Origin of the sequence: Pseudomonas sp. NFPP07 (assembly GCF_900115645.1) — a bacterium.
GTDB lineage: Bacteria > Pseudomonadota > Gammaproteobacteria > Pseudomonadales > Pseudomonadaceae > Aquipseudomonas > Aquipseudomonas chlororaphis.
Map to the genome: position 1 here is coordinate 762,272 of NZ_FOXG01000001.1, position 15,639 is coordinate 777,910.

The following is a 15,639-nucleotide window of genomic DNA, read 5'->3' on the forward strand; positions in this document are numbered from 1 at the left end:
ACTATTGACCTAACTTCAGGCGAGCAGTCTCGCCACTGGTGAACGGAGCCACATCGACCGCTTGTCCGTTGTAGCTGACCTGCGCACCACGGGCATAACCCAGGCGCACGGCAAATGGCGGCTTGCCGGAAACATCGGCGGTCTCGCCCTTGCGCTTCAGGCCACTCAACAGCACTTTGCCGCTGCCGTCGGTGATCTGGGTCCAGCAATCGGCTGTGAACTGGATCTGTACCTGACCCGCGCCGGCTACAGGCGCGGCGGCAGGCGCAGTTGGCGCTGCCGGGGCAGCCGGAATAGTCGCTGCTGCGACCACAGGCGCTACAGGGGCAGGCGCGGCCGGAGCGCTCGGCGCTGGTGCCACGACCACTGGAGCAGGAGCAACCGGGGCTGCAGGTGCGGCAGCCGGAGCGCTTGGCGCAGGAGCTGTAGCATCAGCCTGGGCCTGGCCTGGAGCCGGGGTTTCAGGCAGGGCCAGGGCGGTTTCGCCCTCGGTCTGACCTTCCACGACCGCCTGGTCTTCCGGCTCATCGATCGGATGAATCTGCGTGGTGCCGTCGGCCCCTTCGACTTCGACGTGTTCCTGATTGAGACCAACCAGCTCCTTGGTGCGCACGGACGTTTGATCCTGCCACCAGATAAAGCCACCACCGATCACCGCGATCAGCAGCAACAGGCTGACGATGCGCAAAATGGTGTGGGAAACCCGTACTGGCTCTTCGATACGGCCGAGGCTGTGCACATTGCTGCCCTGGGAATCGGTGCCCGTGTATTGGTCGAAGGCCTGGACCAGAACGGCCTGGTCCATCCCCAGCAACTTGGCATAGGCACGGATATAACCGCGGGCGAAGGTATGCCCCGGCAGCTTGTCGAAAGCGCCGGCTTCCAGATTGCTCAACGAGTTTGCGGTCAGATTGAGCTTGAGGGCCACTTCAGCCAGCGACCAACCATTGCTTTCGCGGGCCTGACGCAGGGTCTCACCGGGGTTGACGCGAGTCGCTGCTAGAACTTCGGGATGCGCCGCTTTCATCATTGCTCCGACAGGTATTGCTGATATTCCGGCGTACCGGGATAGAGTCGTTTTAATTGCAGGCCGTAACTGGCGGCCTTGTCGCGATCTTCGAACACCGTTGCCAGCCGAACGCCGAGCAATAGACTACGTGCATTTTGCTCGCTCAGCAGGCTAAAACGATCGTAATAGTCGCGTGCGGGCACATAATGCCTGTCTTCGAAGGACAACTCAGCCATTTCCAGCAATGCGCGAGGCTGCTGGCGGTTCAAGCGCAGGGCTTTTTCCAGGTGTTGCCGGGCCAGGTCACGGTCACCCAGCATCGCGGCGGTCATGCCAAGGTTCTCGAACACTCGGGATCGCTCGGGGTACAGGGTATCAGCAGCCGCCTGTTCAAAGCGCTGATAAGCATCTTTGTAACGTTTTTCTTCAAAGAGAAAACTGCCGTAGTTGTTCAGGATACGGGCATCGGAGGGACGAGCAGCCAGGGCCTTGCGGTAATGCTGGTCAGCCAGCTCGGGTTCCATTTCAGCCTGGAACACCAAGGCCAGGGCGGCATTGGCGTCAGCATCGGACTCGTCCAGCTCCAGGGCCTTTTTCAACGGTACTTTCGCCCGCTCGGTCATGCCTTGCTGCAGATATCCCAGGCCCAGCTGAACATAGGCCTCACGCGCCTCGTCCCGCCCCTTGCTTGTCTTCATCGGGTTGAAATCCCCCGAAAGAACACAGCCAGCCGACAGGCTGACAAAAAGCAGAAGCAGCGCGACGCGCAAGGTCATGGAGATCCTCTCTCAGGTACGATTCGCAGCGCTTTGCGGCATATCGGCGTCGGCGCTCAACTCGCGCACGGCGATATAACGTTCGCTACGACGGGTGCGATCCAGCACCTGCCCGACCAGTTGTCCACAGGCCGCATCGATGTCTTCGCCGCGCGTGGTACGCACGGTGACGTTGAAGCCTGCGTGATGCAGTTGATCCTGGAACCGGCGAATGGCGTTGTTGCTCGGCCGCTCGTAACCGGAATGCGGGAACGGGTTGAACGGGATCAGGTTGATCTTGCAAGGAATGTCCTTGAGCAACGCGATCATCTCGACAGCGTGTTCAACCTTATCATTGACGTCCTTGAGCAGCGTGTACTCAATCGTCAGCACACGTTTCTCGCCCAGCGACGACATGTAGCGCTGGCAGGACTCGAGCAGCATCTTCAGCGGGTACTTCTTGTTGATCGGTACCAGCTGGTTGCGCAGCGCATCGTTTGGTGCGTGCAGGGACAACGCCAGGGAAACGTCGATGTGCTTGGCCAGCTCATCGATCATCGGTACCACGCCGGAGGTCGACAGGGTCACGCGGCGCTTGGAAATGCCGTAGCCCAGGTCGTCCATCATCAGGTGCATGGCCGAGATGACGTTGTCGAAGTTCAGCAGCGGCTCACCCATGCCCATCATCACCACGTTGGTGATGGCACGGTCGACGGTCGCCGGGACGCTGCCAAAGGATTTGTTGGCAATCCACACCTGGCCGATGACTTCGGCGGCGGTGAGGTTGCTATTGAAGCCTTGCTTGCCGGTGGAGCAGAAACTGCAGTCCAGGGCACAGCCTGCCTGGGACGAAACGCACAAGGTGCCGCGTTTGCCCTGGGGAATGTAAACGGTCTCGACGCAGCTGCCGGACGCCACGCGCACCACCCACTTGCGGGTGCCGTCGCTGGAGATGTCCTCGCTGACCACTTCCGGACCACGAATTTCGGCAACGGCCTTGAGCTTTTCGCGCAAGGCCTTGCCGACGTTCGTCATGGCGTCGAAATCATCGACGCCAAAGTGGTGAATCCATTTCATTACCTGACCGGCACGGAAACGCTTCTCCCCGATTGAGTCGAAGAATTTTTCCATTTCCGGTTGAGTCAGACCCAACAGGTTAGTTTTGCCAGTCGATGTAGTCATGGTTTCACCTTCACTCACGGGCCTTTGGCTTAGCGAGTGGTCACTTCGGTGGAAGCGAAGAAGTAAGCGATTTCGCGTGCAGCAGCGGCTTCGGAGTCCGAACCGTGAACGGCGTTGGCGTCGATGGATTCAGCGAAGTCAGCGCGGATGGTGCCGGCAGCAGCTTCTTTAGGGTTGGTAGCGCCCATCAGCTCACGGTTCAGAGCGATAGCGTTTTCGCCTTCCAGAACCTGAACGACAACCGGACCGGAAGTCATGAAAGCAACCAGCTCGCCGAAGAAGCCACGAGCGCTGTGCTCAGCGTAGAAGCCTTCAGCTTCGGCTTTCGACAGTTGCTTCATTTTCGAAGCTACAACGCGCAGGCCAGCTTTTTCGAAACGGGTAACGATCTCGCCGATGACGTTTTTTGCAACAGCGTCAGGCTTGATGATGGAGAAAGTACGTTGAACAGCCATGGTGTAACTCCAGAAACGGTGATTAAAGCGAAAAATTAAACCCGCGAATTATACGCGGGTTTATAGGGATTGCCTAACTGCGTACGGGACAGACTCAGTCTGCTTCTTCGATCCAGGCGGCCTGAATGGCTTCAAGAACCTTCTCGCCACCGCGAGCCGGATCGTCGCTGAATTCCGGCAGCGCCAGAACCCATTGGTGCAGATCGACAAAGTTTACGTACCGCGGATCCACATCCGGCTTGGACTCAGCCAGCTGGATCGCGATTTCCAGCACATCAACCCATTTCAGACTCATGATGATTCCTTGAATCAGTGCGGCGCTTCGGCTGCATGGTTGAGCGAGTATTTCGGAATTTCGACGGTCAGGTCTTCCTCGCCGACGATCGCCTGGCAGGATAGACGCGATTGCGCCTCCAGGCCCCAGGCTTTGTCCAGCAAGTCTTCTTCCAGCTCGTCGGCTTCGTTCAGCGAGTCGAAACCCTCGCGAACGATGCAGTGACAGGTAGTACAGGCGCAGACGCCGCCGCAGGCGCTCTCGATCTCGATGTGGTTGTCATGCGCCACTTCGAGAATCGAGGTACCCGGGGCAGCCTCTACAACCAGGCCATCCGGGCAAAACACGGCGTGTGGCAGAAAAATGATCTGCGGCATCAGTTATTCCTCGATTTCATTCAGATTGCGCCCCGCCAGAGCGGCTTTCACCGTCGAGTCCAGGCGGCGGGCAGCAAAAGCATCGGTCACTTGCGACAGACGCTTGGTCTGCTGCTCGATGGCGTAACCATCGGTGCCACGCATCAATTCACTCAATTCCTGCATTTGCAGCTCGATGACCATGCGCTCTTCGGCATCCAGCAGACGCTCGCCGTCCGCTTCCAGAGCGCCCTGCACCGCCTCGATCAGGCGCTGGGCATCGACCTGCTGCTCACGCAGCACGCGGGCGACCTTGTCGTCGCTGGCGTACTGGAAGGAATCCTTGAGCATCCTGGCGATTTCGCCATCGGTCAGACCGTAGGAGGGCTTGACCTGGATGCTGGCTTCGACGCCCGAACCCAGCTCGCGAGCGGACACGCTCAGCAGACCATCGGCATCGACCTGGAAGGTCACGCGGATCTTCGCCGCCCCGGCGACCATGGCCGGAATGCCGCGCAGTTCGAAACGCGCCAGGGAACGGCAGTCGCTGATCAGCTCGCGCTCGCCCTGCAACACATGAATCATCATGGCCGACTGGCCATCTTTGTAAGTGGTGAAGTCCTGGGCCCGAGCAACGGGGATGGTGGTGTTACGCGGAATCACCTTCTCCATCAACCCACCCATGGTTTCCAGCCCCAGGGACAGCGGAATCACATCAAGCAGCAGCAGTTCGCCACCATCGCGCTTGTTGCCGGCCAGGGTATCGGCCTGGATCGCGGCACCAATGGCCACCACCTGGTCCGGGTCGATCTCGGTCAGCGGCTGGCGACCGAACATTTCGGCGACCGCCTCGCGAACCCGTGGAACACGGGTCGAACCACCGACCATGACCACTGCCTGGACATCTTCCAGCTCGACATTGGAATCACGCACGGCGCGACGGCAGGCCTTGAGGCTGCGCGCCACCATTGGTTCGATCAGGGCATCGAAGGCTTCGCGGGTCAGCGGTGCCGACCAGGCGCCATAGGTCACATCGACCGACGGGGCATTGGTGAGCGCTTCCTTGGCGGCACAGGCGATTTGCAGCAGATTGCGCTGCTTGCCCGGATCGAGATCGGCGGACAGGCCAGCGCTCTCGATGATCCAGCCGGCGATCGCATGATCGAAATCGTCACCGCCCAGGGCGCTGTCGCCACCGGTGGCCAGCACTTCGAAGACGCCGCCGGTCAGGCGCAGAATAGAAATATCGAAAGTCCCGCCACCCAGGTCATAAATGGCCACCACGCCTTCGGCGTGTTGATCCAGACCATAGGCCACGGCCGCCGCAGTCGGCTCGTTGAGCAGACGCAACACATTGAGACCGGCCAGCTTGGCCGCATCCTTGGTCGCTTGACGCTGCGCATCGTCGAAATAGGCCGGAACGGTGATCACCGCCCCCACCAGCTCACCGCCCAGGGTCGACTCGGCGCGTTGACGCAATACCTTGAGGATGTCGGCGGAGACTTCCACCGGGCTTTTCGGGCCCTGGATGGTGTCGATGAACGGCATGTGCGACTCGCCGTCGACGAAGCGGTATGGCAGCTGCTCGCCCAACTGCTTGACGTCGGACAGACCACGCCCCATCAAGCGCTTGACCGACAACACAGTGTTCAGGGGATCGGCAGACGCCGCCAGCCTGGCGGACTCGCCCACCTCGACACGGTCGGCGTGATAGCGCACGGCAGACGGCAGGATGACCTGCCCGTTGGCATCGGCCAGCGGCTCGGAAAGACCACTGCGCAAGGCAGCGACCAGCGAATTGGTAGTACCCAAGTCGATCCCCACAGCCAGGCGACGCTGGTGCGGTTGAGGACTTTGGCCGGGTTCAGCGATCTGCAGTAGGGCCATGTTTATCTGGACTTATCTGTATATCAGGCGTGCGACCGGAGCGGCACTGGGTTAATCGTCGAGGCGCTCTTCTAACTGGCGCACTTCGTAGGTGAGCTTGTCGAGGAACTGCATGCGCCGCATCAGGCGCTCGGCCTGTTCGCGTTGCGCAGCATCATCCCAACAGGCTGCGAAGCTTTCGTTCAATTCATCCTGGGCCACTTTCAGGCGGCGCTTGAAAGCTGCAATACCGGCCAGGTCGGCCTCGTCCTGCAGATCCTCGAGCTCTTCGCGCCACTGCATCTGCTGCAGAAGGAACTCCGGATCGTGCACCGTGACCTCCAGCGGCAGCTCATGGCCGCCCATCGCGAGCAGGTATCGCGCGCGCTTGGGAGGACTCTTGAGAGTCTGGTAGGCCTCGTTGAGGCTGGCGGATTGTTCCAGCGCCAGGCGCTGCTCACGCTCGGAAGCGTCAGCGAAGCGGTCCGGATGAACGGCACGCGCCAACTCACGGTAGCGCGTGGCCAGCTGATCGAGATCCAGGCGGAAGCTCGGTTGCAGCTCAAATAAAGCGAAATGACAAGGAGTACCCACGAGCTGCCTCAGATGTTGAAGCTTTCGCCGCAGCCACATTCACCGCGCACGTTGGGGTTGTTGAACTTGAAGCCCTCGTTCAACCCTTCCTTGACGAAGTCCAGTTCGGTGCCGTCCAGGTAGGTCAGGCTTTTCGGATCGATGATCACTTTCTCGCCATGACTCTCGAACACCTGATCGTCTTCACCGATCTCGTCGACGAACTCCAGGACATAGGCAAGGCCGGAACAGCCCGTGGTGCGAACACCCAGACGAATCCCATCACCTTTGCCGCGCCCGTTGAGGGAGCGCCGCACGTGTTGAGCAGCCGCTTCTGTCATGCTGATAGCCATCGTGACTCCTTACTTGTCGCTCAATCTGTGAAAGCTGATCCGCGAAAATCAGATCAGGCCTTTCTTCTGCTTGTAGTCGCGAACGGCGGCCTTGATGGCGTCTTCGGCGAGTACCGAGCAGTGGATTTTCACTGGCGGCAGGGCCAGCTCTTCAGCCAGCTGAGTGTTCTTGATGGTCTCTGCTTCATCCAGAGTCTTGCCTTTCATCCACTCGGTAGCCAGGGAGCTGGAGGCGATCGCCGAGCCGCAACCGTAGGTCTTGAACTTGGCGTCTTCGATGATGCCCTGCTCGTTGACCTTGATCTGCAGGCGCATCACGTCGCCGCACGCCGGAGCGCCGACCATGCCGGTGCCGACATCAGGATCTTCCGCGTTCATCTTGCCGACGTTGCGCGGGTTCTCGTAGTGGTCGATGACCTTTTCGCTGTAAGCCATGATTCTTAATCCTCACTCATCAGGGCCGCTCTTGAGCCCCTGTAGTTACGCCTGCGTCAGTCGCCGCGTCGCTACAGGAGCTGTACCTGGCGGCTTCTATATTTAGTGTGCCGCCCACTCGATCTTCGAGATATCGACGCCGTCTTTGTACATGTCCCACAGCGGCGACAGAGCGCGCAGCTTGGTCACGGCCTCGCAGACTTTCTGCGCGGCATAATCGATTTCTTCTTCGGTGGTGAAGCGGCCGAAGGTGAAGCGGATCGAGCTGTGTGCCAGTTCGTCGTTGCGGCCCAGGGCGCGCAGCACGTACGAAGGCTCCAGCGAAGCCGAGGTGCAGGCCGAACCGGAGGAAACCGCCAGATCCTTGAGCGCCATGATCAGCGACTCGCCTTCGACGTAGTTGAAGCTCAGGTTCAGGTTGTGCGGCACGCGGGAGGTCATGCTGCCGTTGATGTACAGCTCCTCCAGGTGCTCGACCTGCTTGTAGAAGCGGTCGCTCAACGCCTTGATGCGCAGGTTTTCGGCAGCCATGTCTTCCTTGGCTACACGGAAGGCTTCGCCCATGCCAACGATCTGGTGGGTGGCCAGGGTGCCGGAACGCATGCCGCGCTCATGACCGCCGCCGTGCATGGTCGCTTCGAGGCGAACCCGCGGCTTGCGGCTGACGTACAGCGCGCCGATACCTTTAGGACCGTAAGTCTTGTGGGCAGAGAAGGACATCAGGTCGACTTTCAGCGCCTGCAGGTCGATATCGACCTTGCCGGTGGACTGAGCCGCATCGACGTGGAACAGAATGCCTTTGGAACGAGTCAGCTCGCCAATGGCGGCGATGTCGTTGATGGTGCCGATTTCGTTGTTCACGTGCATGATCGAAACCAGGATGGTGTCGTCGCGCAGGGCAGCTTCAACCATGGCCGGAGTGATCAGGCCGTCTTCGCCTGGCTCGATGTAGGTGACTTCGAAGCCTTCACGCTCGAGTTGGCGCATGGTGTCCAGGACAGCCTTGTGCTCGATCTTCGAGGTGATCAGGTGTTTGCCCTTGGTGTGGTAGAAATGCGCGACACCCTTGATTGCCAGGTTGTCGGACTCGGTGGCACCGGAGGTCCAGACAATTTCACGCGGGTCGGCATTGACCAGGTCAGCCACTTGGCGACGGGCATTTTCCACCGACTCTTCGGCCTTCCAGCCGAACACGTGGGAGCGGGACGCCGGGTTACCGAAGTTTCCGTCGACCAGCAGGCATTCACTCATCTTTTGCGCGACACGCGGATCAACCGGGGTGGTCGCTGAGTAATCAAGGTAAATCGGCAATTTCATGGACTCTCTCCTAAATCAGGCTGGCTGGCGTGCCGCTAGCTCTTTGGCTGTCATTCGACGGCGGACGCTTCAATCTTGTCCAGGTGCTGCGCCTTGCCATTACAGCGGCGCTGATCCTGACGCTGGGCTACTTCTTGCACCTCACGGCGAGTCACAAGGTCAGCCAAGCTGATACCGCTCAGAAATTCGTGAATCTGCAGGCTCAGATCGCACCACAGGTGGTGGGTCAGACAGGTGTCGCCGGAATGGCAATCGCCCTGGCCCTGGCATTTGGTTGCATCGACCGACTCGTTCACCGCATCGATCACCTGGGCCACCTGAATGCCTTGCATGTCACGCGACAGCTGGTAGCCACCGCCTGGACCACGCACGCTGGACACCAGATTGCTGCGGCGCAGCTTGGCGAAGAGCTGTTCGAGATAGGACAGGGAGATGCCTTGGCGCTCAGAGATATCGGCCAGGGACACCGGCCCATGTTGCGCGTGCAACGCCAAGTCAAGCATGGCTGTTACCGCGTATCGGCCTTTTGTAGTCAGTCGCATGGACAAGTACCACGGAGTGTTTCGGGATGGGAGCGAGTATGCAATTCCCGAGTAATTAAGTCAACTATAAGACCTACTACTTTAGTCAGGTTTACCCGCAAAAGAGCGCGCGAATCATAGCAAAGTCTGCAGGGTAATGGCACGCCCTGGATTTGCTCGGTGACTAATGGGTCGCCAACGCCCTTTTGGACGTTGCGCAAGCAGGCTCACTTCGACAAAGCGAACCTGCTCGCGATCAACGCCAAAGCGCCCGAAAGGCTCAGCCGACCTGGCTGTCGCCCTTGTCCTTGACGCCCGCGAAGTCCTCATCGCGCAGCGCCGGCAGATCCTTGGCACAGTAGTTACTGCCCAGATCCTTCAAGGCCCCGCACATACCCTCCAGACGTCCATCGACGGCCTGCAGGTGATCGAGCAACTGGCCAATGGCCCGCGCCACCGGATCCGGCATGTCTTCACTGACCCCATAGGCGTCAAAACCGAGCTTCTCGGCCATGGCCTTGCGCTTGGCTTCCTGCTCGTCATCGGACTTGACGATGATACGCCCGGGAATACCCACCACCGTGGCGCCCGCCGGCACCGCCTTGGTCACCACCGCATTGGAGCCGACCTTGGCGCCCGCCCCTACAGTGAACGGCCCCAGCACCTTGGCGCCCGCCCCCACCACCACGCCATCTTCCAGGGTCGGATGACGCTTGCCCTTGTTCCAGCTGGTGCCGCCCAGGGTCACACCCTGATAGAGGGTCACGTCGTCACCGATCTCGGCGGTCTCGCCAATGACGATGCCCATGCCGTGGTCGATAAAGAAACGGCGACCGACCTTGGCCCCCGGGTGAATCTCGATCCCGGTCAACCAGCGCCCGAAGTTCGACACCAGGCGCGCCAGCCACTTCCAACCCATGCCCCACAACGCGCCGGACAGGCGATGAATCCAGATGGCATGCATGCCCGGGTAGCAGGTCAGGACCTCGAACGCGTTACGCGCCGCCGGGTCACGATGGAAAACACTCTGGATATCTTCACGCAAACGCTCAAACATCATCATTCTTCCGCTTAAGGAGCTCGCCACGGGCCGCTTTCTGGGTTTCCGTGAGGATGCCACGCAAAATATTCATCTCCGCCCGGCTCACCGAGCTGCGTCCGTACAACCGGCGCAGGCGCGCCATCAAGTGCCGTGGTTTTTCCGGATCGAGGAAGTCGATGGCCACCAGCGTCTGCTCCAGATGCTCGTAGAACCGCTCCAGTTCGTCCATGGTCGCCAGCTCATCACTGCGCGGCGACGCCACTTCATCCTTCTCGACCTTGCTCGGCTGGCCTTCGGCCGCCAGCCAGGACATACGCACTTCATAAGCCAGTACCTGCACCGCCGTCGCCAGGTTCAGCGAGCTGAACTCCGGGTCCGAAGGGATATGCACGTGAAAATGACATCGCTGCAGCTCGTCATTGGTCAGGCCGGAATCCTCACGACCGAAGACCAAGGCAATTTCGGCGCCCTGCCCCGCTTCTTCCACCACCTTGACCCCGGACTCACGGGGGTCGAGCAACGGCCAGGGGATACGCCGGTCACGGGCGCTGGTGCCAAACACCAGGGTGCAGCCAGCCAGGGCATCTTCCAGGGTGGCGACCACCTGAGCGTTTTCCAGAATGTCGGTAGCGCCGGAGGCGCGCGCATCGGCCTCATGGGACGGGAAAATCCGCGGCTCAACCAGCACCAGCCGCGACAGCCCCATGTTCTTCATGGCACGCGCAGCCCCGCCGATGTTTCCGGGATGACTGGTATTGACCAGGACGACACGAATGTTCTGCAGCAAGGGAGGCGCTCTCGGACACGGGAAAGGGGAGCAGATCTTACAGAACAGCCAGCGCTCCCGCCTCAAAAATAACTGCTTCTGGATCGCACCTTATAGAAGCCGACCAGTTGCAGACGAACCACCACTCGTCAAAATGTCCGCGTATTTATGGGCTTGAGCGGCAGACCAGGCAAGCGGAGCGAATGTCGACCTTCATCTGCAAAAGTTTTCTGCTAGAATGCTCGGCTTTCTTTAACAACCTTAGGTGACCTATCCATGCAGCCAATGCTGAATATCGCGCTGCGCGCCGCCCGCAGCGCCAGTGAACTGATTTTCCGCTCCATCGAGCGCCTGGATACCATCAAGGTCGACGAAAAAGACGCCAAAGACTACGTATCCGAAGTTGATCGCGCTGCCGAGCAGAAGATCATCGACGCATTGCGCAAGGCCTACCCGACTCACGGCATTCTCGGTGAAGAAACCGGCCTGCACGCTGGCAGTGGCGAAGGCGAAGACTACCTGTGGATCATCGACCCACTGGACGGCACCACCAACTTCCTGCGCGGCATTCCTCATTTCGCTGTCAGCATCGCCTGCAAATACCGCGGCCGCCTGGAACACGCCGTGGTTCTGGACCCGGTGCGTCAGGAAGAATTCACCGCCAGCCGTGGTCGCGGCGCCCAACTGAACGGTCGTCGCCTGCGCGTCAGCGGCCGCACCAGCCTGGACGGCGCCCTGCTGGGTACCGGCTTCCCGTTCCGTGACGATCAGATGGACAACCTCGACAACTACCTGGGCATGTTCCGCGCCCTGGTCGGCCAGACCGCCGGCATCCGCCGCGCCGGCGCTGCCAGCCTGGACCTAGCCTACGTGGCTGCCGGTCGTTTCGACGCCTTCTGGGAGTCAGGCCTGTCCGAGTGGGACATGGCTGCGGGCGCCCTGCTGATCCAAGAGGCCGGCGGCCTGGTGAGCGACTTCACCGGCGGTCACGACTTCCTGGAAAAAGGCCACGTGGTTGCCGGCAACACCAAATGCTTCAAGGCGGTCCTCACCGCCATCCAGCCGCACCTGCCGGCTTCGCTGAAGCGCTAAGCGCCAGCGACAAAAAAGCACCCCTCGGGGTGCTTTTTTATGCCTGGGGTTTATCGGAAAACAACTCTCCCTGTAGAAGCCTCAAAAACCTGCAGGCAATAAAAAAGCACCCCGCAGGGTGCTTTTTCATGATGACAATGAATGCTTATTGCACCGGCTGGTTCTGGCCCAGGATCAACTGACCTTCCTTATTGACCGGAATCTGGCTGCCTGGATCACGATCCATACGCACCTGACCCTGCTTGCCGTTCAGCTCGTACTTCACGTCATAACCCACGACCTTTTCGCTGATGTCGTTGACCGTGTTGCAGCGAGTCTGAGTGGTGGTGTAGGTGTCACGCTCCTGCATGCCTTCCTGCACCTTGTTACCGGCGTAACCACCGCCGACCGCACCAGCGACCGTGGCGATCTTCTTGCCTGTGCCGCCGCCGATCTGGTTGCCCAGAAGGCCACCGGCCAGCGCACCGACCACCGTACCGGCGATCTGATGCTGATCCTTCACCGGAGCCTGACGGGTCACGGTGACGTCCTTGCACACTTCACGCGGTGTTTTGATCTGTTGTTTGACCGGCTGAACTGCCAGCACCTGCGCATACTCAGGGCCACTATTGACCAGCTTGTAGGTGGCAACAGCCCCCCCAGCAGTCACAGCGACGGCACCTAATACCGCACCAACCAGCATCGACTTGTTCACGTGAACCTCCTGACCATCACAAGCGGGACAAGCCCGCGCTTCTCCCAGCCTTGGAGCATAAAAAAAGGCGCGAGTTCAATACTCGCGCCTTTTCGACTGCTTGCCGGGAAGGGAAAACCGTTATGGACGGTCGTCGACTTCCTTCTCGGTATTGGTCGGAGGAATCAGGTCCTCGCTGCTCAGGTTCAGCCAGATCAGCACCACGTTGGCGATGTAGATCGACGAGTAGGTACCCGCCAGGACACCGACGAACAAGGCGATGGAGAAGCCCCACAGGTTGTCGCCACCGAAGAACAGCAGTGCCGCGATCGCCAGCAGGGTGGAGATCGAGGTCGCCATGGTGCGCAACAGGGTCTGAGTGGTCGAGATGTTAATGTTCTCGATCAGGCTGGCCTTGCGCAGCACACGGAAGTTCTCACGCACCCGGTCGAACACCACGATGGTGTCGTTGAGCGAGTAGCCGATGATCGCCAGTACCGCCGCCAGCACCGTCAGGTCGAAGGTGATCTGGAAAAACGACAGGATACCCACGGTCACCACCACGTCGTGGATCAGGGAGACGATGGCGCCGACCGCGAACTTCCACTGAAAGCGGAAGGCCAGGTAGATCAGGATGCCGCCCAGCGCCATCAGCATGCCGAGGCCGCCCTGGTCGCGCAGCTCTTCACCCACTTGCGGGCCGACGAACTCGACGCGCTTGACCTGCGCCGGGTTGTCGCCGCCGGTCTTCTGCAGCGCCTCCGCCACCTGGTGGCCCAGTTGCGGATCTTCACCCGGCATCCGCACCAACAGGTCGGTGGTCGCACCGAAGCTTTGCACGATCGCTTCGTGATAGCCGGATTCGCTCAGTTGAGCACGAACCTTCATCACATCCGCCGGACGCTCGTAGGTCAGCTCGATGAGCGTACCGCCGGTAAAGTCCAGGCCATAGTTCAACCCCTTGTGGAACCAGCTGAACAGCGCCAGAACGGTCAGGAGCAAAGTGACGCCGAACGCAACGTTCCGCACGCCCATGAAGTTGATAGTACGTAACATGGCAGCCCCTTAAATCCACAACTTCTTGAAGTCACGACCGCCGAAGATCAGGTTGACCATCGCGCGGGTCAGCCAGATGGCCGTGAACATCGAGGTAAAGATCCCGAGGGACATGGTCACCGCAAAGCCTTTGACCGGGCCGGTGCCCATGGCAAAGAGAATCCCGCCGACCAGCAACGTGGTCAGGTTGGAGTCGAGAATCGCGGTGAATGCCCGGCCGAAGCCTTCGTTGATTGCCCGCTGCACGGTCATGCCGGCGGCGATCTCTTCACGTATCCGCGAGAAGATCAGTACGTTGGCGTCCACCGCCATACCCATGGTCAGCACGATACCGGCGATACCCGGCAGGGTCAGCGTAGCCCCCAGCAAGGACATCAGGGCCAGCAGCAGCACCATGTTCAGCGCCAGCGCCACGGTGGCGATGATGCCGAAGAAACGGTAGATGGCGATGATGAACAGCGACACGAACAGCATGCCCCACAGCGATGCATCGATACCCTTGGTGATGTTGTCGGCACCCAGGCTCGGGCCGATGGTGCGCTCTTCGGCGAAGTACATCGGTGCAGCCAGACCACCGGCACGCAGCAGCAGCGCCAACTCGGAGGACTCGCCCTGGCCGTTCAGGCCGGTGATGCGGAACTGGCTACCCAGCGGCGACTGAATGGTCGCCAGGCTGATGATCTTCTTCTCTTCCTTGAAGCTCTGCACCGCGACGTCTTTCTCGACACCGTCGACCACTTGCTTGGTGTAAGTGGTGGTCGGCTTTTGCTCGATGAAGATCACCGCCATGCTGCGACCGACGTTGCTGCGGGTCGAACGACTCATCAGCTCGCCGCCGTGGCCATCGAGCTTGATGTTCACCTGTGGACGACCATGTTCGTCGAAGCCCGCCTGGGCGTCGGTCACCTGGTCACCAGTGATGATCAGGCCACGCTCGATCAGCGCAGGAGGACGATTGCCTTCACGGAACTCGAAAGACTCGGAAGTGGCTTTCGAAGCGCCCGGCTCGGCGGCCAGACGGAACTCAAGGTTGGCCGTCTTGCCCAGGATACGCTTGGCTTCAGCGGTGTCCTGCACGCCCGGCAGCTCAACCACGATACGGTTGGCGCCCTGGCGCTGAACCAGAGGCTCGGCAACACCCAGCTCGTTGACGCGGTTACGCACCGTGGTCAAGTTCTGCTTGATGGAGTATTCACGGATTTCCGCCAGCTTGGCCGGGGTCATCGCCAGACGCAGCACCGCCTGACCATTGAGGTCGGCCGGAACAATGTCGAAATCGTTGAAGTTCTTGCGGATCAGCGCACGGGCCTGTTCACGGGTCGCTTCGTCGCTGAAGCCCAGTTGAATGGCACCGCCCAGCTGCGGCAGGCTGCGATAGCGCAGACGCTCTTTACGCAGCAGGCTCTTCACATCGCCTTCGTAGACTTTCAGGCGTGCGTCGAGGGCTTTTTCCATGTCCACTTCCAGCAGGAAGTGCACACCACCGGACAAGTCCAGGCCCAGCTTCATCGGATGCGCGCCGAGGTTGCGCAGCCATTGCGGGGTGGTTTGTGCCAGGTTCAATGCAACGACGTAGTCGTCACCCAGGGCCTTGCGCACGACGTCCTTGGCTGGAAGCTGGTCTTCCTGCTTGGTCAGACGCAGCAGGCCGCCCTTGCCCTTGGCCGCGATGGTCGCTGCCTTGACGTTGATCCCGGCGTCGGTGAGCGCTTTGCTCGCACGATCCAGATCCGCCTGAGTGACCTGCAACGCGGTGCTCGCGCCGCTGACCTGAATGGCCGGATCATCAGGGTATAGATTGGGAGCGGAATAAATAAAACCGATCGCCAGCACCGCCAGGATCAGTACGTATTTCCACAGAGGGTATTTGTTCAGCATCACGCCGCCCGTTTATGAAGCGGGGCGCCTTGCGCG

Annotated in this window: 18 protein-coding genes; 1 reads left to right on the top strand and 17 read right to left on the bottom strand. The window is 60.3% G+C overall.

The genetic code is table 11. The features are described from left to right. Position 1 precedes the first annotated feature (1 nt). The 14 genes from BM019_RS03585 to trmJ all read right to left on the bottom strand — a co-directional run bounded on the left by BM019_RS03585 (position 2) and on the right by trmJ (position 10,925). Complete coding sequence (locus BM019_RS03585; RefSeq protein WP_092417623.1) at positions 2-1,027, bottom strand: RodZ domain-containing protein; 1,026 nt, start codon at positions 1,025-1,027, stop codon at positions 2-4. Continuing rightward, the gene (pilW, locus tag BM019_RS03590; RefSeq protein WP_092417624.1) at positions 1,027-1,785 is read right to left on the bottom strand and encodes a type IV pilus biogenesis/stability protein PilW; all 759 of its coding nucleotides are present in this window, start codon (positions 1,783-1,785) and stop codon (positions 1,027-1,029) included. The genes BM019_RS03585 and pilW overlap by 1 nt, the downstream gene beginning before the upstream one ends. A gap of 12 nt (positions 1,786-1,797) precedes the next feature. Beyond that, positions 1,798-2,946: a dual-specificity RNA methyltransferase RlmN gene (gene rlmN, locus BM019_RS03595; protein ID WP_007929531.1), complete on the bottom strand. Its 1,149-nt coding sequence runs from the start codon at positions 2,944-2,946 to the stop codon at positions 1,798-1,800. Positions 2,947-2,975: 29 nt separating this feature from the next. Continuing rightward, the gene (gene ndk / locus BM019_RS03600) at positions 2,976-3,401 is read right to left on the bottom strand and encodes a nucleoside-diphosphate kinase (protein WP_007929529.1); all 426 of its coding nucleotides are present in this window, start codon (positions 3,399-3,401) and stop codon (positions 2,976-2,978) included. 94 nt (positions 3,402-3,495) lie between these two features. Continuing rightward, complete coding sequence (gene iscX, locus BM019_RS03605; protein WP_007929528.1) at positions 3,496-3,696, bottom strand: Fe-S cluster assembly protein IscX; 201 nt, start codon at positions 3,694-3,696, stop codon at positions 3,496-3,498. A gap of 14 nt (positions 3,697-3,710) precedes the next feature. After that, positions 3,711-4,052: an ISC system 2Fe-2S type ferredoxin gene (gene fdx / locus BM019_RS03610; protein WP_009045439.1), complete on the bottom strand. Its 342-nt coding sequence runs from the start codon at positions 4,050-4,052 to the stop codon at positions 3,711-3,713. Between the two features lie 3 nt (positions 4,053-4,055). Continuing rightward, positions 4,056-5,918: a Fe-S protein assembly chaperone HscA gene (gene hscA / locus BM019_RS03615; protein WP_092417625.1), complete on the bottom strand. Its 1,863-nt coding sequence runs from the start codon at positions 5,916-5,918 to the stop codon at positions 4,056-4,058. 51 nt (positions 5,919-5,969) lie between these two features. After that, positions 5,970-6,491, bottom strand: coding sequence for a co-chaperone HscB (hscB, locus tag BM019_RS03620; RefSeq protein WP_038576126.1), 522 nt, complete (start codon positions 6,489-6,491; stop codon positions 5,970-5,972). A gap of 8 nt (positions 6,492-6,499) precedes the next feature. After that, positions 6,500-6,823: an iron-sulfur cluster assembly protein IscA gene (gene iscA, locus BM019_RS03625; RefSeq protein ID WP_007929524.1), complete on the bottom strand. Its 324-nt coding sequence runs from the start codon at positions 6,821-6,823 to the stop codon at positions 6,500-6,502. Between the two features lie 48 nt (positions 6,824-6,871). Then, positions 6,872-7,258 (bottom strand): Fe-S cluster assembly scaffold IscU, encoded by a 387-nt coding sequence (gene iscU, locus BM019_RS03630; protein WP_007929523.1) that lies wholly within the window; start codon positions 7,256-7,258, stop codon positions 6,872-6,874. Between the two features lie 102 nt (positions 7,259-7,360). Beyond that, positions 7,361-8,575, bottom strand: coding sequence for an IscS subfamily cysteine desulfurase (locus BM019_RS03635; protein WP_009045441.1), 1,215 nt, complete (start codon positions 8,573-8,575; stop codon positions 7,361-7,363). Between the two features lie 50 nt (positions 8,576-8,625). Beyond that, on the bottom strand, positions 8,626-9,117 hold the full coding sequence (gene iscR, locus BM019_RS03640) for a Fe-S cluster assembly transcriptional regulator IscR (RefSeq protein WP_009045442.1): 492 nt from the start codon (positions 9,115-9,117) through the stop codon (positions 8,626-8,628). A gap of 259 nt (positions 9,118-9,376) precedes the next feature. Further along, the gene (gene cysE / locus BM019_RS03645; RefSeq protein WP_007929518.1) at positions 9,377-10,153 is read right to left on the bottom strand and encodes a serine O-acetyltransferase; all 777 of its coding nucleotides are present in this window, start codon (positions 10,151-10,153) and stop codon (positions 9,377-9,379) included. Beyond that, positions 10,146-10,925 (bottom strand): tRNA (cytosine(32)/uridine(32)-2'-O)-methyltransferase TrmJ, encoded by a 780-nt coding sequence (gene trmJ / locus BM019_RS03650; protein ID WP_009045443.1) that lies wholly within the window; start codon positions 10,923-10,925, stop codon positions 10,146-10,148. The genes cysE and trmJ overlap by 8 nt, the downstream gene beginning before the upstream one ends. A 255-nt stretch (positions 10,926-11,180) precedes the next feature. Here trmJ and suhB point away from each other — a divergent pair, with 255 nt between their 5' ends. Continuing rightward, positions 11,181-11,996, top strand: a complete 816-nt coding sequence (suhB, locus tag BM019_RS03655; RefSeq protein ID WP_007929514.1) for a type III secretion system regulator SuhB — start codon at positions 11,181-11,183, stop codon at positions 11,994-11,996. Between the two features lie 145 nt (positions 11,997-12,141). On the opposite strand, the gene BM019_RS03660 is transcribed toward suhB, so the two are convergent. From BM019_RS03660 to secD, 3 genes are all read right to left on the bottom strand, one after another. Beyond that, positions 12,142-12,690 (bottom strand): glycine zipper 2TM domain-containing protein, encoded by a 549-nt coding sequence (locus BM019_RS03660; protein ID WP_007929513.1) that lies wholly within the window; start codon positions 12,688-12,690, stop codon positions 12,142-12,144. Between the two features lie 120 nt (positions 12,691-12,810). Further along, entirely contained in the window at positions 12,811-13,725 is a 915-nt protein-coding gene (secF, locus tag BM019_RS03665) for a protein translocase subunit SecF (protein WP_092417626.1), read from the bottom strand. A 9-nt stretch (positions 13,726-13,734) separates the two neighbouring features. Then, on the bottom strand, positions 13,735-15,603 hold the full coding sequence (gene secD, locus BM019_RS03670; RefSeq protein WP_007929511.1) for a protein translocase subunit SecD: 1,869 nt from the start codon (positions 15,601-15,603) through the stop codon (positions 13,735-13,737). Positions 15,604-15,639 lie beyond the last annotated feature (36 nt).

Bases quoted from the DNA above. Each gene is read 5' to 3' on its own strand.
- BM019_RS03585 (WP_092417623.1), bottom strand. From the start codon at position 1,027: ATGAAAGCGGCGCATCCCGAAGTTCTAGCAGCGACTCGCGTCAACCCC.
- pilW (WP_092417624.1), bottom strand. From the start codon at position 1,785: ATGACCTTGCGCGTCGCGCTGCTTCTGCTTTTTGTCAGCCTGTCGGCT.
- rlmN (WP_007929531.1), bottom strand. From the start codon at position 2,946: ATGACTACATCGACTGGCAAAACTAACCTGTTGGGTCTGACTCAACCG.
- ndk (WP_007929529.1), bottom strand. From the start codon at position 3,401: ATGGCTGTTCAACGTACTTTCTCCATCATCAAGCCTGACGCTGTTGCA.
- iscX (WP_007929528.1), bottom strand. From the start codon at position 3,696: ATGAGTCTGAAATGGGTTGATGTGCTGGAAATCGCGATCCAGCTGGCT.
- fdx (WP_009045439.1), bottom strand. From the start codon at position 4,052: ATGCCGCAGATCATTTTTCTGCCACACGCCGTGTTTTGCCCGGATGGC.
- hscA (WP_092417625.1), bottom strand. From the start codon at position 5,918: ATGGCCCTACTGCAGATCGCTGAACCCGGCCAAAGTCCTCAACCGCAC.
- iscA (WP_007929524.1), bottom strand. From the start codon at position 6,823: ATGGCTATCAGCATGACAGAAGCGGCTGCTCAACACGTGCGGCGCTCC.
- iscU (WP_007929523.1), bottom strand. From the start codon at position 7,258: ATGGCTTACAGCGAAAAGGTCATCGACCACTACGAGAACCCGCGCAAC.
- BM019_RS03635 (WP_009045441.1), bottom strand. From the start codon at position 8,575: ATGAAATTGCCGATTTACCTTGATTACTCAGCGACCACCCCGGTTGAT.
- iscR (WP_009045442.1), bottom strand. From the start codon at position 9,117: ATGCGACTGACTACAAAAGGCCGATACGCGGTAACAGCCATGCTTGAC.
- cysE (WP_007929518.1), bottom strand. From the start codon at position 10,153: ATGTTTGAGCGTTTGCGTGAAGATATCCAGAGTGTTTTCCATCGTGAC.
- suhB (WP_007929514.1), top strand. From the start codon at position 11,181: ATGCAGCCAATGCTGAATATCGCGCTGCGCGCCGCCCGCAGCGCCAGT.
- secF (WP_092417626.1), bottom strand. From the start codon at position 13,725: ATGTTACGTACTATCAACTTCATGGGCGTGCGGAACGTTGCGTTCGGC.
- secD (WP_007929511.1), bottom strand. From the start codon at position 15,603: ATGCTGAACAAATACCCTCTGTGGAAATACGTACTGATCCTGGCGGTG.